Origin of the sequence: Microbacterium sp. W4I20 (assembly GCF_030816505.1) — a bacterium.
Classification (GTDB): Bacteria; Actinomycetota; Actinomycetes; order Actinomycetales; family Microbacteriaceae; genus Microbacterium.
In genome coordinates this window covers 2,975,683-2,989,359 of the sequence record NZ_JAUSYB010000001.1, presented here as the reverse complement: position 1 = coordinate 2,989,359, position 13,677 = coordinate 2,975,683, and the positions used below count along the sequence as shown (strand labels likewise).

The following is a 13,677-nucleotide window of genomic DNA, read 5'->3' as shown; positions in this document are numbered from 1 at the left end:
GTCCGGCGCAGCATCCGCTCGCACCCGCACCATCCTCTCGAAGGGAGCGGGGCGTCGCGATATATAGCAGGTGGATGCCGGAACTACAGGTTCTTCCCCCCGCGATACCGCGCCGCCGGATACAGCAACGCCGCGGCCGGAACTACAGGTTCTTCCCGCCCCGGTACCGCGCCGCCGGATGGCGCTCCGGCAGCCGCGGGCCCTCGCCGAAGATCCGCTCGCGCAGCGTCTCGCCGGGCACGTACGCCTCCCGCATCCGCCCCCGACGCCGCAGTTCCGGCACCACCAGCTCACCGAAGTCCCTGGCCGTGTCGAACGAGTGGTACTGGCGCAGGTTGATGCCGTCGATGCCGTCGTCGTCGAGCCAGCGCTCGATCGTGTCGGCCACCTGTGCGGGCGTTCCGACCGCGAGGAACCGAGAGTCCCAGGCCTCGTCGACCGCGCTCGCGAACTGCCCGACCGTCAGGTGCAGCGGCAGCCCGCCGGCATCGATGACGTCCTGCCGCCCCTCGCGCTCCAGCGCCTCGCGCACCGTGATGTCGGACGGATGCTGCAGCGGATGGAACGGCACGCTCATGTGGATGAACGCCCCCTCGGGGTCGCGGAACGACCGGTAGTTCTCGTACTTCGCCCGCGCATCCTCCTCGGTGGGCGCGACGATGACGGTCGCCATCACCACATAGCGCGTGTCTTCCGGACGCCTGCCGCTGCGCACGCTCTCCTCGCGGATCGCGGCGATGTTCCGCTCGAGCGCCCCCGGCGGACGGTCGGCCGTGAACAGCACCTCGGCGTTCCGCGCGGCGAACGCTATGCCGGCCTTCGACGCGGATGCCTGGAACAGCAGCGGCACGCGCTGCGGCGACGGTTCGGTCAGGTGCGGGCCGGCCACCCGGAAGTGCTCCCCCACGTGGTCGATCGCCCGCACCGAACCGGCACGGCTGTACGTGCCGCCCTCTTTGTCGGCGACGACCGCGTCGTCATCCCACGAGCCCTCCCACAGCTTGTAGAGGACGTCGATGTACTCCGCGGCCATCTCGTACCGGGTGTCGTGCGGGATCTGGTCCGCGAGACCGAAGTTCCGCGCCGCATTCGGCAGGTACGAGGTGACGATGTTCCACCCCACCCGCCCCCGGGTCAGATGGTCGAGCGTCGCCATCCGGCGGGCGAAGGCGAACGGCGGCTCGTACGTCGTCGAGAAGGTCACCCCGAAGCCGACGTGCTCGGTCACGGCCGCCATCGCGGCGACGAGCAGCAGCGGGTCGATGTTCGGGATCTGCAGCCCGCGCTCCAGCGCCGGCTCGAAGCTGTCGTCGTACACGTCGTACGCGCCCACGACATCGGCGAGGAAGATCGCGTCGAACCCGGCGGCCTCGGCCACCTGCGCGAGCTCGGTCCAGTACGCGATGTCCGCGTAGCGCTCGCGCTGGTTGTCGGGCTGGCGCCACAGGCCGTGCGTGATGTGCCCCGGCGTCGCCATCTCGAAGAGGTTGACGATGAGCTGCTTGGTCACTTCGCGGCGCCTTCCGTGGTGGACTCCTTCGACGCAGACGCGGCCGCAGACGCCGATGCCTGCGGCTGGTTGAACAGCGGCAGCACCCCGTTGAGCTCCCAGTCGCCGAGTGCCCGCAGGCGCTGCACCGACGGGTTGTGCGTCGCGATCGTGCGGGCGTTCCGCCAGTGGCGGTCGAGTCCCCGCCCGGTGTCGACCGACGACGCGCCGCCGACCTCGAACAGCTCCGCGGTCGCCTCGATCACGGTCGGAAGCACCGTCTGCTGCGCGCGGTAGACGTCGAGCTGCGCGCGGGTGAACGCCGCGGCATCCGGCTCGCCTGCCCGGTACCCGGCGAGCCCCGCATCCAGCGATCGGGCCGCCTCCAGCACCGTCGCCCGCGCGGCGAACGCCGCCGACGACAGCTTGCCGACGACGGTGTGCACGAGCGGATCCTCGCGTGGGAACGCCTCTCCCCCGTAGCCGAAGATCCGTCGGCGGGGCTGCACGAACGCCACCGCGTCGTCGACCGCCGCGCGTCCGATCCCCGCGACGACTCCGAGCAGCACCAGCTGGAAGAACCCCATCAGGTACGGATGCCGGAACCCGTCGTCGTCCAGCGCATACGGTCGCACGAGGTCGGGGTCGACCACCACGTCGGTGAAGGTCGTCGTCCCGCTGCCGGTGAGCCGCTGGCCGAAGCCTGCCCAGTCATCGATGGACTCGACGCCCGGGGTGCGCGTCGAGACGATCACCTGGTGGTCCTCGCCGCGGTACCTGGCGGACAGGTCGATCCAGTCGGCGTAGATGCTGCCGGTCGTGTAGTACTTGCGTCCGTTGAGTCGGAGCTCGCCGTCGACCTTGGTCAGGGTCGTCGCGAGGTCGGAGGTCGCCGTCTGCTCGGACTGCGCGTTTCCGACCAGGTCGCCCGCAAGGGCCCTGGCGTACCAGGCGTCGCGCCGCGCGGCATCCGGCTCGAAGTTCTGCATCTCGATCACCGCGAGGTGTCCGCGGAACACGTGCGCCACGTTCGAGTCCGCCGCGGCGAGGTCCATGAGCCGGGCGAACAGGGTCGCGAGGTCGACGCCCTCACCGCCGTGCTCGGCGGGCACCCGGGCGCTGCCGAAGCCGGCGACGAGCAGCTCGCGCACCTCGGCGCGCGGCAGCTCCCGGTCGCGATCGCGCGCTGCCGCGCCATCGCGAAGACGCTGGAGGAATTCAGGGGAAAGGTCAGGCATGGTTTCTCATTTCACAGCACCGAGCGACAGCCCGGCGATCAGACGTCGCTGCGAGACGACGAAGAGCAGGAGGAGGGGAAGCGAGGTGATCACGGCCAACGCCATCAGACTGTTCCACTCGGCGGAGTATGTCGAGTTCTGCTGCGCGAGCAGACCGCTGACCGGCAGCACGATCCCCTGCGGCAGGAAGTTGATCGCGTACACGAACTCGCCCCAGGCCGAGATGAACACGATGCACACCACGGTCAAGATGCCGTTGCTCAAGAGCGGCACGGTCAGAGAGCGGAAGGTGCGCCAGCGACCGGCGCCGTCGAGCTCGGCCGCCTCGTACAGGGCGCTCGGGATCGCCAGCGCGAACGGCCGGAGCAGCATGATCGCGAAGGGCAGGAGCAGGGCGATGTCGGCGACGATCAGGCCGCCGAGGGTGCCGAGCAGCTTCCACGACGCGAGCACGCTGTAGAGCGGGATCACCGTCATCGGCTGCGGCACCATCTGCAGCACGAGCAGGGCGGCGAGGAAGACGGTGATGACCCGGTTCCATCCGACCGACACCCGACGCGCGAGCGCCGCGGCGGCCGGAACGGCGATGAGCAGCGTGATGAGCGTGACGGCGATCGCGATCTGCAGCGAGGTCAGGATCGCCCCGATCCCGTCGCCGACGACGTTCGCGTAGGTGTCGAGGGTCGGGGTGAAGAAGATGCCGTTCGGCTCGGTCAGCACCTGCTGCTTCGTCTTGAACGAGGTGAGGACGATCCACAGCAGCGGCAGGAGGTACGCCAGGCCCAGCACGAGGGCGAGCACCCGGAAGGTGGTGCGCAGAGGGCGACTGATCACGGCTGCTCCTCCCTGCGGACGGCGCGGATGTACGGCACGGCGAAGATCGCCACCGCGAGCATCGACACCAGCGCGATCGTGGCGCCCGTGCTCATCTCGAACCCGGAGAAGGCCGTGTTGTACGCGAGTACCGGCAGCGTGTTGGTCGTGGTGCCCGGCCCGCCCTTGGTGGTGACGTAGAAGAAGTCGAAGCTCTTGAACGCGTACAGCACGGTGAGGATGGCCAGGATGCCGAGGGTCGGCCGCAGCTGCGGAAGCACGATCCGGAACTGCGTGCGCCAGTACCCCGCACCGTCGAGGGCTGCGGCCTCGACCAGGTCGACGGGAACCGCCATGAGGGCTCCGCGGATGACCAGCACCGAGAAGGGCAGCGCGGCCCAGGCGATGATTCCGGTGACCGACCACAGCGCGAGGTCGGGCGAGCTCAACCACGACACGGGAGCGATGCCCACGGCATCCAGTGCGCTGTTGATCGGGCCGGAGTCGTCGAGCAGGAATTTGAAGGCGCTGCCGGAGACGATCGGCGGCAGGGCCCAGACGAACACCATCACCGCGAGCACCGTCTCGGTGACGCGTCCGCCGACCGAGAGGATGGATGCCCCGACGAACCCGAACACGAAGTTCGAGGCGAGCAGCACCAACGCGACGCCGATCGTGCGGGCGAGGGCGAGCCAGATCTCGTCGTCGGACAGCACCTCGACGAAGTTCTGCAGGCCGATGAAGGACCACTCTCCGACGATGTTGCTCGGTCCGACGTCGCTCAGCGACATGCGCACGAGCACGATCAGCGGGTAGACCGCGAAGCCGGCGAGCAGCCCGATCGCGGGCACGAGGAACCAGATCGGCGTGCGGCCGAGCAGGCGCGACAGCGCGGACCGCCCGGTGGGGCGGCCCGCGTCTGTCTCAGTGACGAGAGAACTCACGAGCAGCCGCCGCCGCCGTCCTCGATCGCGGCCTTGATGTCGGCGATGGCCGCAGCACTGGCATCCGCCGCCGAGGTCTGGCCCGAGATCACGCTCGACACTGCCTCGCCGAGCGCCTTCTGGATGTTGGCGGTGTTCTCGTTCTTCGGCCACGATCCCGAGGTCTGCGCGGCGGCGACGAACGGCTGCACCTGCGCGTTGTCCTTGATGGCGGGGAGCTCGGCGACATCCGCACGCACCGGGATGGATCCGGCGATCGTGAAGATCGACTCACCGGCCTCGGGCGTCAGCACGGCCTCCTCGAGGAACTTCCACGCGAGGTCCTTCTTGTCGGAGTTCGCACCGATGCCGAAGCCTTCGCCGCCCGGGTAGACGACGCTGGTGCCGCCCTCGGGGGCCGGGTACTGCGTCGTGCCCCACTCGAACTCGGCCTCCGCGGCGTTGCCCAGCTGCCAGTTGCCGTTGATCCCGAACGCGTACTCGCCGGTGGCGAACTGCTGCCACGAGTCGTTCTGGTCCCAGGTCGCCGTGGCCTGCGGGGTGTAGCCGGCCTTGGCCCACGTCTCGACGCGATCGAACGCGGCATCCACCTCCGGACCCTCGAAGCTGCAGTAGTCGATGCCCTGTCCGAGCAGCTGCGGAGCGAACAGCCAGGCGCCCTCGACCGTCGGCGCGCCCGACAGCGCGATGCCCTCGTACTGGCCGTGCGCCTTGACGATCTCGAGGTCGGCCTGCAGCTCGTCGAGCGTGGTCGGCGGGCTGTCGATTCCCACCTCGCTCAGGATGTCCTGGTTGTAGTACAGGCCGATCAGGTTGGTGAACGGCAGCAGGTTGTAGACCTTGTCGTCGGTCGTCCAGGTGGCGGACTCCGAGAACTGGTCCTTGTCGGCGAAGTCGTCCCAGTACTCGGACAGGTCGGCCGTGACGCCGCCCGCGACGAGCGTCGGGTAGTCGACCACGATGTTGTTGATGAAGAGGTCGGGGGTGTCGCCGGTCGCGACCGAGGCGAGCAGCTTCTGGTCCTGCTGGTCGCCGACCGTCTTCACGATGTCGATCTTCACGCCGGGGTTGTTCTTCTCGAATTCCTCGGCCTGCGCTGCGAGCCAGTCGGCCTGCGTGCCCTGGTAGTAGCTCCAGAAGGTCAGCGTCTTGTCGTCGCCGCCTCCGCCACCTCCGCTCGTGCCGTCGGAGATCGCACACGCGCTGAGGCCGAAGGCGAGGCCTGCCGTGAGGAGGAGCGCGCCGCCGCGCCGTGCTCGGGTCGAATGCATGGGAAGTCCTCGAGTGTTCGGGAAAGTGTCCGGCCGAAGTGACCGCTTCGCACGCTAGTGACATCGTTCCCTCATCCGCGACATCTTCGACACAGAACGTCACGCGGCGGTATACCGGAGGGAGGCTCGCGGCCCGAAACATTCCCGTCACAACGACGCCCTAGAGTCGCGGCATGCCCCGGCCCACCCTGCTCGCCGTCTCGCACGGCACTTCCGATGTCGCGGGCGCCAGGGCGATCGCCGAGCTCGTCGAGGAGGTCGCCGCGCGGCTGCCCGACGTCGCGGTGCGAGCCGCGTTCGTTGACGTGCAGGAACCCGACGCGGTCGATGCGCTCGCGGCGATCGAGGGCCCGGTCGTCGTCGTGCCGCTGCTGCTGTCGAGCGGATTCCACGTGCATCACGACCTCCACGGAATGGTCGAGGCGAGAGCGGATGCCGTCGTCGCCGCGCCCCTCGGCCCCGACCCGCGGCTCGCCGTCGCGCTCGCGGCGCGGCTGCCTGCCGCATCCGGCGCCCCGCTCATCCTCGCGGTGGCCGGCTCCCGCGATCCCCGCTCGCTGACGGATGCCGAGGGCATGGCCGAGGTACTGCGTGCGCACCTGGGCCGCCAGGTGGATCTCGCCTACCTCGCCGCGCGGGAGCCCGACCTTCCGACAGCGCTCGCGCAGCATCCGGATTCCCTCGTGGCCACCTACCTGCTGGCCCGCGGCTACTTCTTCGACCTCGCCGAGCGGCAGGCCGCCGGGCGGGTGCTCACCCTCCCGCTGCTCGACGGCGGGCCGGTGCCCGAGGCTCTCATCGACCTCGTGATCACGCGTTTCGAAGCCGCGGAACGCGAGCGATGACGGGTTCCGTCGCGTTGGTCGGCGCGGGTCCCGGCGACGCCGGTCTGCTCACCCGGCGCGGCCTGCAGCTGCTGGAGGAGGCAGACGTGATCGTCGCCGATCGGCTCGGCGCGCGGACCGTGCTCGCGCAGCTGGCCGCGGAGGGAGTACATCTCCGCGCCGAGGTCATCGACGTCGGCAAGCTCCCCGGCCATCACCCCGTGCCGCAGGACGGCATCAACGCCCTGCTCGTCGAGCTCGCGGCCGCCGGTCGCCGGGTCGTGCGCCTCAAAGGCGGCGATCCGTTCGTGTTCGGACGGGGCCGCGAGGAGCAGCAGCACTGCGAGGCCGCCGGCATCCCGGTCGAGGTGGTCTCCGGGGTGACGAGCGCCATCGCGGTGCCGGCCGTCGCCGGCATCCCCCTCACCTACCGCGGGGTCGCCGAGTCGTTCACGGTGCTGAGCGGCCACGACCCGGTCGGGCATCTGCCGGGCGGGCGCGACCACACCGTCGTGCTGCTGATGGGCGTGCACACTCTCGGTCACTCGGCGCACGTGCTGGGCGCCGGTGAGCGGCGCCTCGACTGCCCGGTCGCGATCATCGAGGACGGCTACGGCGAGCGTCAGCGCGTCACCGTCGGCACGCTCGGCACCATCGCGCACCTCGCGGCGTCGCGGCAGGTGCGATCGCCGGCGGTGGTGGTGATCGGAGACGTCGTGGCGCTGCACACCGCGGACTAGGCTGACCGGCATGACGCGCACACCGCAGGTCGCCCCGTTGCTCCGTCTCGCCGCTGCGGCCGTCGTGGCGGTCGCCGTGCTCCCGCTGAGCGGATGCCTGTACGCCCAGATCCCGGTGGGCCAGTCCACCGGAGGGCCGTCGTCGCCGGACCCGGAACCCAGCGAGGAGCCGTCCGAGGAGCCGTCCGCAGGGTCGACCCTCACCTTCGCCGAGGGGCTGGAGCTCGAGAGCACCGCCTACATCGAATGGGGCGACGGATTCCTGACCGACGAGGCCTGGAAGTCGGTCTCGCCCGACGACGGCAACGGCGGCTGGACCTACGGCACGCTCGACGACACCTGCACCGCGCAGTTCTGGCAGGGCCGCACCTCCGACGTGCCCGTCGTCGCCGGCGACGACAGCGCCTCGTCGGACGCGATCCTCGGCGTGCTCCTGGACTCGCCCACGGAAGACGTGACGGGTCTCGCGACGACCGGGGAGTTCAGCTACCTCGTCGGCGGAGCCGGCGGCGTCGAGACCCGACAGGTCGTCGGCGAAGAGGACGAACGCTCGTGGCTGATCGCCGCGCGCGCCTTCACGCAGACCGGCGTCGGCCTGTACGTCATTGTGGATTGCACAGGAGCGGATGCCACGGCGACGCTCGACCTCGTGAACGAGGCGAACGCGGTCATCGTCACGCCGTAGGTCGGCGTGACGGGCTCACTTACCGCCGGGAGGACCGACCAGCAGCAGGATGACGTAGAGCGCGACGATGCCGACCACGAGCAGCGCGGCGAGCACCCACGGCCGCCGAAGGAACCAGCGCATCAGCCGGTCGTACCACCGGCGATCGCGCGGGTCGTCGGTCGCGTCGAGGCGCCATGCCCCGTCGAGGCGGCCGGTGTGGTGCAGCCAGATCTCGGTCGGGATGGTGGCGTAGGGAACGATCGCACTCGCGACGGCGAGCACGCCCACGCCCGGATGCCACCGCTGGTTCACGGCGACGAGCACGGCCGTCGCGGCGTAGGCGAGGAAGACGAAACCGTGGATGCCGCCGCCCACGGTCACGAGCACGCCGGGGGCGCCGACCGCTCGGGCGATGATCGCGGAGATCAGGATCGTCCAGGTGATCGCCTCCGCGATCGCGAGAACTCGGAACAGGCGGTCGGGGGTGCGGAACACGGGACTCCTCGGGTGGCGTCCTTCCAGGGTATCCGGGCGCCCAGCTGTTTCGAATCGCGCGAATGGGGGATTCCAGGGCACGCAGGACCCCAGTTGCGCGATTCGAAACGGAGTCTGGAATACCGGGTCATGCTGCGACGTTGCCGGAGGCATGGTGATGGTCGATGCGAACGCGCTCTCGCAGCTGCTCGGCGCCGTCGATCTGCGCGTCGGCGTGGCACGACGCCTGACCCTCGCCCCCGGCGCACTCCTGCCTCTGGCCCCGGGCGCTCTGACCCTCGTGTACATCTCGGAGGGCAGCGTGCACGGGCACCCGCCGCTCGGTGACGGCTGCCGGCTCGACGTCGATCGCGGTTCCCAGCGCCTCACGATTGATCCCGACGGTCACCGCGACCGCCTCGTCGCCGGCGATGCCCTCCTCACACTCGGAGAGTCGCCCTTCGCGCTCGAGGCCGAGGGCGCGACGAGCCTGATGGTCGTCGACCTCGAGTTCGCGGATGCCGCGTCGCAGCTGCGAGCCGTGCTCCCCGATGTCATCACGGTCACCGGCTTCGACGCGCTCGAGCCGGCCGCGGCGGCGCTGGCCGAGAACATGGGCCTCGTCGACCCGAACACCTGCCCCTCACGTCAGGGCGATCCGGTCATCTGCCGCATGATGGCGACGACCGTGCTGCTGTCGGTCATCCGTGCCTGGGCAGAGAACGGCTGCGCCCCGGTGGGCTGGCCGTCGCTCTCGAACGACCCCTTCCTCGACCGCGTCGTCGAGGCGATCCATGACGAGCCCGGCCGCGACTGGTCGGTGGAACGCCTCGCGAACGTCGGTGCCATGTCGCGGTCGACCTTCGCCGAGCGGTTCCGCAGCGTCATCGGGCGCTCCCCGGCCGACTACGTCACCGAGGTGCGCGTGGATGCGGCGAAGCGGATGCTGGACGCCGGGCGACCGGTCTCCGAGATCTCGCGCGAGCTGGGCTACGCCTCCGACGAGGGGTTCAGCCGGGCGTTCCGCCGCCGCACCGGCATGACGCCGTCGTCGTGGCGCCTCGCCCACCGCACCCCCGTCCCGGCGTAGCCGCCCGCGCGGCATCCGCCCCCTCCCGGCGTCCGCGGGCACAACTGCGGAGCCACGGCGAGACACGCCGAGCGAGCCGTCGCAGCCACGGGGTGTCGGCCCCGACCTCCGAAGCCGTGCCCGGGGAGAGCCCAGACGACACCGCCGGTGATAGGTTCGGGCGATGCCGAGCGCCGTCGACCTGCTGTTCCGTCCGGAGCTCACCCGGCTGATCGCGCCGTGGTGGCAGGGCACCCATGAGCCGGGGGTTCCTCCGCACATCACGGTGATGTATCCGTGGATGGATGCCGTCACCGACGCCGATCTGCAGAGGCTCGAGGACGTCGCTTCGGAGACCCCCGCCTTCGAGGTCTCGTTCACGAGCGTCGAGATGTTCGAAGCCGGGGCCGTCTACCTGCGCCCGGACCCCGACCAGCCGATCCGCAACCTCATGAAGAAGCTCGGCCGCGAATTCCCCGAGTCGCCCCTCTACGGCGGCGCGTTCGCGGATCCCGTCCCCCACCTCACGATCGCCCGAGCGGAACCGGGCGCAGCGACCGTGGCGCTGCATCAGCGGATAGCCGCATCGCTCACGCCTGAGCTGCCGTTCGCGGCATCCGTCGACGCACTCGCCGTACTCACGCGGCAGCCCGACGGAATCTGGCGGCGCCGCGCCGAGCTCCCGCTCGGACCCGTCAGGCCTTGATGCGGTTGGAGGCGCCGAACAGGACGGCCCCGATCACCAGGGCGACGACGCCCACCGCGTAGACGAGCTCGATGCTCAGCGAGTCGACGAGGAAGCCTCCGACACCCGCGGCGATCATGATCGCTCCCTGGAAGCCCACGACGACGAGACTTCCGCCGGCCTCGAGCCGGTCCGGCATCCGGTGCCCGACCCAGGTGTTCACGACGATCAGCCAGGACGCGAAGAACAGGCCCCAGACGAACACCACGATGCCGATGCCGAGAACGGTGCCGGAGAGCAGGATCATCGCGGCGACGGCCACGGCGATGACAGCCGGGGCGAACACGGCGAAGAACCTGAACGTGCGGTCGATCACCAGGCCGATCACGAGGTTGCCGATGAGTCCGCCGGCGCCGAACAGAGCCAGCAGCACGACGATCGTCGAGGCGTCGACATCCGGGATGCGCTCCAGCGCGAGACGCACGTACGTGTAGGCGAGGAAGTGGCCGAGCACGATCAGCACGTGGCCGACCATGCCGAGGCTGATGCCGGGCCGCCGGAGCGTGTCGACCAGCAGCCGGAGGCTCGACGCCTGCGCGGCGGGCACCGAGGGAAGCAGCGCGCGCAACGCGATCGCGAGCAGACCCGTGACCACCCCGGCGATCGCGAACACGACTCGCCAGTCGACGAGTTCGCTGAGCATGACACCGAGCGGCACACCCGCGACGGTGGCGAGCGAGGTGCCCGCCGCCGTGAACATGACCGCGCGTCCGAGCCGCTCAGGACCGGCGATGCGGGCGGCGACCGTGATCGACATCGACCAGAAGGCACTGATCGCGGCGCCCAGCAGGAAACGGGCGAGCAGGATGATGATGAGGTTCGGCGCGATCGCCACGATCAGGTTCGACACCGCGGCGGCGAGCGCCATCCATACGAGCAGCGAGCGCCGGTCGAGCCGCGGGAAGATCAGTCCGATCGTCGGTGCGATGATCAGCCCGACGAGCGCGGTCACGGTGACGGTCTGCCCGGCCTGGCCGGGTGTGACACCCAGCTCCGCTGCCATCTCGGTGAGGACGCCGTTGGGGAGGAACTCGGCCGTGACCAGCAGGAAGCTCATCATCATCACCACGATGAGTCCGCCGTACGGCATCCGCCCTGGTCGAGCGGACGCGGTCGTCGGGATGGGCGCTGTCGTGGTCATGGTTCCACTTTCGCAGCATCCGGATGCCGGTGCCCGACCGGTCGTCCGCCGCATCCGACCATTCGTCCGAGCGCTTTCGTTCCCGTGGCAGTTTCTGCGGCCATTTCGGCTTCGAACCCGCAGCAACTGCCACGGGAGCGGAAGGAAGGGTGGACGCGGGCGGCGGAGGGGCCTAGGCTCGACGGCGCACCGGGATGCACCCGGAAGGCCGAGCGGAAGGAGCTGAAGGCATGAACACCGTCTTTGTCGCGCTCACCGCCGACCACCTTCCCTTCGAGGCCACCCGCTCCTGATCCCTGGCGTGGCCTCCTCTTCCGGAGCCACATCTTGTCTGATCCTCGCAACGCCTCCTCCCCTTTCGACACAGAACTCTTCTTCGCCGACGTCGAGCCCGGCGAGAACCAGCGCTGGTCCACCTGGCCGGCCGTCACCCCCTCCGAACGCGGCCCCGAACCCTGGCCCGACTGGGTCGTGACCTCGGCCGGCGCGCTCGACACCGAGCTCGGCATCCTCAAGACCGGCAAGGAGGCCGACGTCTTCCTGCTCGAGCGTGCCGTGCCCGACGACCCGGCGCAGCGCACGCTGCTCGCGGCGAAGCGCTACCGGTCTGCCGAGCACAGCAGCTTCCACCGCTCAGCGGTCTACACCGAGGGCCGCAGCACGCGGAACACCCGCGACACCCGAGCACTCGCCAAGAAGTCGAGCCACGGCCGTGAGGTCGCCGCCGCCCAGTGGTCGTTCGCGGAGTTCGAGGCGCTCTGCCGCATGTGGGAGCTGGGCGCACCCGTGCCCTACCCGGTGCAGGTCAACGGCACCGAGGTGCTGATGGAGTTCCTCGGTGATGCCGACGGGACGGCCGCGCCGCGGCTCGCCCAGGTGCGCAGCGACCGTGCCGAGCTCGCCGGGTTCTACGAGCAGATCGTCGACATCATGCGGATCTTCGCCGCCGCCGGGTTCGCGCACGGCGACCTGTCGGCGTACAACCTGCTCGTGCACGAGGGGCGCGTGCGGGTGATCGACCTGCCGCAGATCGTCGACATCATCGCGAACCCGCAGGGCCTCGACCTGCTGCACCGCGACTGCGTCAATATCTGCGACTGGTTCACGCGGCGGCGGGTCGCGTGCGACGCCGAGGAGCTCTTCGCCGAGCTGCTGGCCGCCTCGTATACGTGAGCACGGGTTCCGGGTGAGGCTCCGGTCGCGATATGTCAGGCATCCGAGGCCGAAATGGGTGACATATCGCGACCCGAGCAGGAGGGGGCGGTTCCCGAGCAGGGGCGGGGGCCCTGCCGAACGACGGATGCCGGGCGCTACGGCCGCGCGACCTGCGCGGCCAGCAGGCTGACGAGCTCGTAGACCACGTGGCTCGCGGCAATGCCGGTGATCTGCGCGTGGTCGTACGCGGGCGAGACCTCGACGACGTCGGCGCCGACGATGTTCTGCGACCCGAGCGCGCGGAGGATGCGCAGCAGCTCGCGGCTCGTGAGCCCACCGGCCTCGGGGGTGCCGGTGCCGGGGGCGTGCGCGGGGTCGAGCACGTCGATGTCGATCGAGACGTACAGCGGCTTGTCGCCGATGCGCTGCAGGATCCGCGCGATCGCAGCCTCGACGCCGTGCTCCTCGATGTACTCGCTCGACACGATCGAGAAGCCGAGACGCTCGTCGTCCTCGAGATCCTGCTTCGAGTAGAGCGGCCCGCGGGTGCCGACGTGGCAGCTCGCGGTGAGGTCGATCAGCCCTTCCTCACTCGCCCGGCGGAACGGCGTGCCGTGGGTGATCGGGGCGCCGAAGTACGTGTCCCAGGTGTCGAGGTGCGCGTCGAAATGCAGCACCGCGACCGGGCCGTGCTTCGCCGCGACGGCGCGCAGCAGCGGAAGCGCGACCGTGTGGTCGCCGCCGATCGTGACGATGCGCTGCACCTGCTCGCCGAGCGCGATCGCGGCGCTCTCGACCTCGGACACCGCCTCGGTCAGGTCGAACGGGTTGACCGGGATGTCACCGGCATCCACCACCTGCGCGATCGCGAAGGGCGAGACATCCTGCGCCGGGTTGTACGGACGAAGCAGGCGCGACGACTCACGCACGTGCGACGGGCCGAAGCGCGTGCCCGGCCGGTAGCTCACGCCGGAGTCGAAGGGGATGCCGACGACGGCGATGTCAGCACGAGGCACGTCTTCGATGCGCGGCAGGCGCGCGAACGTCGCGATGCCCGAGTACCGGGGGTTCACGGAGGCGTCGATGGGTCCGATGTTCTCGGTCATG

Annotated in this window: 14 protein-coding genes; 6 read left to right on the top strand and 8 right to left on the bottom strand. The window is 70.0% G+C overall.

The window, feature by feature from the left end; genetic code table 11:
- Positions 1 to 142: 142 nt before the first annotated feature.
- The 5 genes from QFZ21_RS14570 to QFZ21_RS14550 are packed head-to-tail and all read right to left on the bottom strand — an operon-like array spanning position 143 to position 5,755.
- Positions 143 to 1,510, bottom strand: coding sequence for an NtaA/DmoA family FMN-dependent monooxygenase (locus QFZ21_RS14570; RefSeq protein WP_307378960.1), 1,368 nt, complete (start codon positions 1,508 to 1,510; stop codon positions 143 to 145).
- Positions 1,507 to 2,727 (bottom strand): acyl-CoA dehydrogenase family protein, encoded by a 1,221-nt coding sequence (locus QFZ21_RS14565; protein WP_307378959.1) that lies wholly within the window; start codon positions 2,725 to 2,727, stop codon positions 1,507 to 1,509. The genes QFZ21_RS14570 and QFZ21_RS14565 overlap by 4 nt, the downstream gene beginning before the upstream one ends.
- Positions 2,728 to 2,733: 6 nt before the next feature.
- Complete coding sequence (locus tag QFZ21_RS14560; RefSeq protein WP_307378957.1) at positions 2,734 to 3,561, bottom strand: carbohydrate ABC transporter permease; 828 nt, start codon at positions 3,559 to 3,561, stop codon at positions 2,734 to 2,736.
- Positions 3,558 to 4,484 carry a carbohydrate ABC transporter permease gene (locus QFZ21_RS14555; protein ID WP_307378956.1) on the bottom strand — a complete coding sequence of 309 codons (927 nt, stop codon included), beginning with the start codon at positions 4,482 to 4,484 and terminating at the stop codon, positions 3,558 to 3,560. The genes QFZ21_RS14560 and QFZ21_RS14555 overlap by 4 nt, the downstream gene beginning before the upstream one ends.
- Positions 4,481 to 5,755 (bottom strand): ABC transporter substrate-binding protein, encoded by a 1,275-nt coding sequence (locus QFZ21_RS14550; protein WP_307378955.1) that lies wholly within the window; start codon positions 5,753 to 5,755, stop codon positions 4,481 to 4,483. Before QFZ21_RS14550 ends, QFZ21_RS14555 begins: the two co-directional genes overlap by 4 nt.
- Positions 5,756 to 5,928: 173 nt before the next feature.
- On the opposite strand from QFZ21_RS14550, the gene QFZ21_RS14545 reads away from it, so the two are divergent.
- The 3 genes from QFZ21_RS14545 to QFZ21_RS14535 are packed head-to-tail and all read left to right on the top strand — an operon-like array spanning position 5,929 to position 8,004.
- A complete protein-coding gene (locus QFZ21_RS14545; RefSeq protein WP_307378954.1) occupies positions 5,929 to 6,600 on the top strand; it encodes a sirohydrochlorin chelatase in 672 nt (223 codons plus the stop codon).
- A complete protein-coding gene (gene cobA, locus QFZ21_RS14540; protein WP_307378952.1) occupies positions 6,597 to 7,319 on the top strand; it encodes a uroporphyrinogen-III C-methyltransferase in 723 nt (240 codons plus the stop codon). Before QFZ21_RS14545 ends, cobA begins: the two co-directional genes overlap by 4 nt.
- 10 nt (positions 7,320 to 7,329) lie before the next feature.
- The gene (locus tag QFZ21_RS14535) at positions 7,330 to 8,004 is read left to right on the top strand and encodes a hypothetical protein (RefSeq protein ID WP_307378951.1); all 675 of its coding nucleotides are present in this window, start codon (positions 7,330 to 7,332) and stop codon (positions 8,002 to 8,004) included.
- Positions 8,005 to 8,019: 15 nt separating this feature from the next.
- Here the strand turns inward: QFZ21_RS14535 and QFZ21_RS14530 are convergent, their stop codons facing one another.
- Positions 8,020 to 8,481 (bottom strand): DUF3817 domain-containing protein, encoded by a 462-nt coding sequence (locus tag QFZ21_RS14530; protein WP_307378950.1) that lies wholly within the window; start codon positions 8,479 to 8,481, stop codon positions 8,020 to 8,022.
- A gap of 157 nt (positions 8,482 to 8,638) precedes the next feature.
- Here QFZ21_RS14530 and QFZ21_RS14525 point away from each other — a divergent pair, with 157 nt between their 5' ends.
- Together QFZ21_RS14525 and QFZ21_RS14520 are read left to right on the top strand one after the other, a co-directional pair.
- Entirely contained in the window at positions 8,639 to 9,550 is a 912-nt protein-coding gene (locus tag QFZ21_RS14525; RefSeq protein WP_307378948.1) for a helix-turn-helix domain-containing protein, read from the top strand.
- A gap of 163 nt (positions 9,551 to 9,713) precedes the next feature.
- Positions 9,714 to 10,235, top strand: coding sequence for a 2'-5' RNA ligase family protein (locus tag QFZ21_RS14520; RefSeq protein WP_307378946.1), 522 nt, complete (start codon positions 9,714 to 9,716; stop codon positions 10,233 to 10,235).
- Here QFZ21_RS14520 and QFZ21_RS14515 read toward each other — a convergent pair.
- The gene (locus QFZ21_RS14515; protein WP_307378945.1) at positions 10,225 to 11,415 is read right to left on the bottom strand and encodes an MFS transporter; all 1,191 of its coding nucleotides are present in this window, start codon (positions 11,413 to 11,415) and stop codon (positions 10,225 to 10,227) included. The two genes, QFZ21_RS14520 and QFZ21_RS14515, sit on opposite strands and share 11 nt — an antisense overlap.
- A 327-nt stretch (positions 11,416 to 11,742) precedes the next feature.
- Between QFZ21_RS14515 and QFZ21_RS14510 the strand changes: the two genes are divergently transcribed.
- Positions 11,743 to 12,588: a serine protein kinase RIO gene (locus QFZ21_RS14510; RefSeq protein WP_307378943.1), complete on the top strand. Its 846-nt coding sequence runs from the start codon at positions 11,743 to 11,745 to the stop codon at positions 12,586 to 12,588.
- A 137-nt stretch (positions 12,589 to 12,725) separates the two neighbouring features.
- Here the strand turns inward: QFZ21_RS14510 and speB are convergent, their stop codons facing one another.
- Positions 12,726 to 13,676, bottom strand: a complete 951-nt coding sequence (speB, locus tag QFZ21_RS14505) for an agmatinase (protein WP_307378942.1) — start codon at positions 13,674 to 13,676, stop codon at positions 12,726 to 12,728.
- Between the last annotated feature and the right edge of the window lies 1 nt (position 13,677).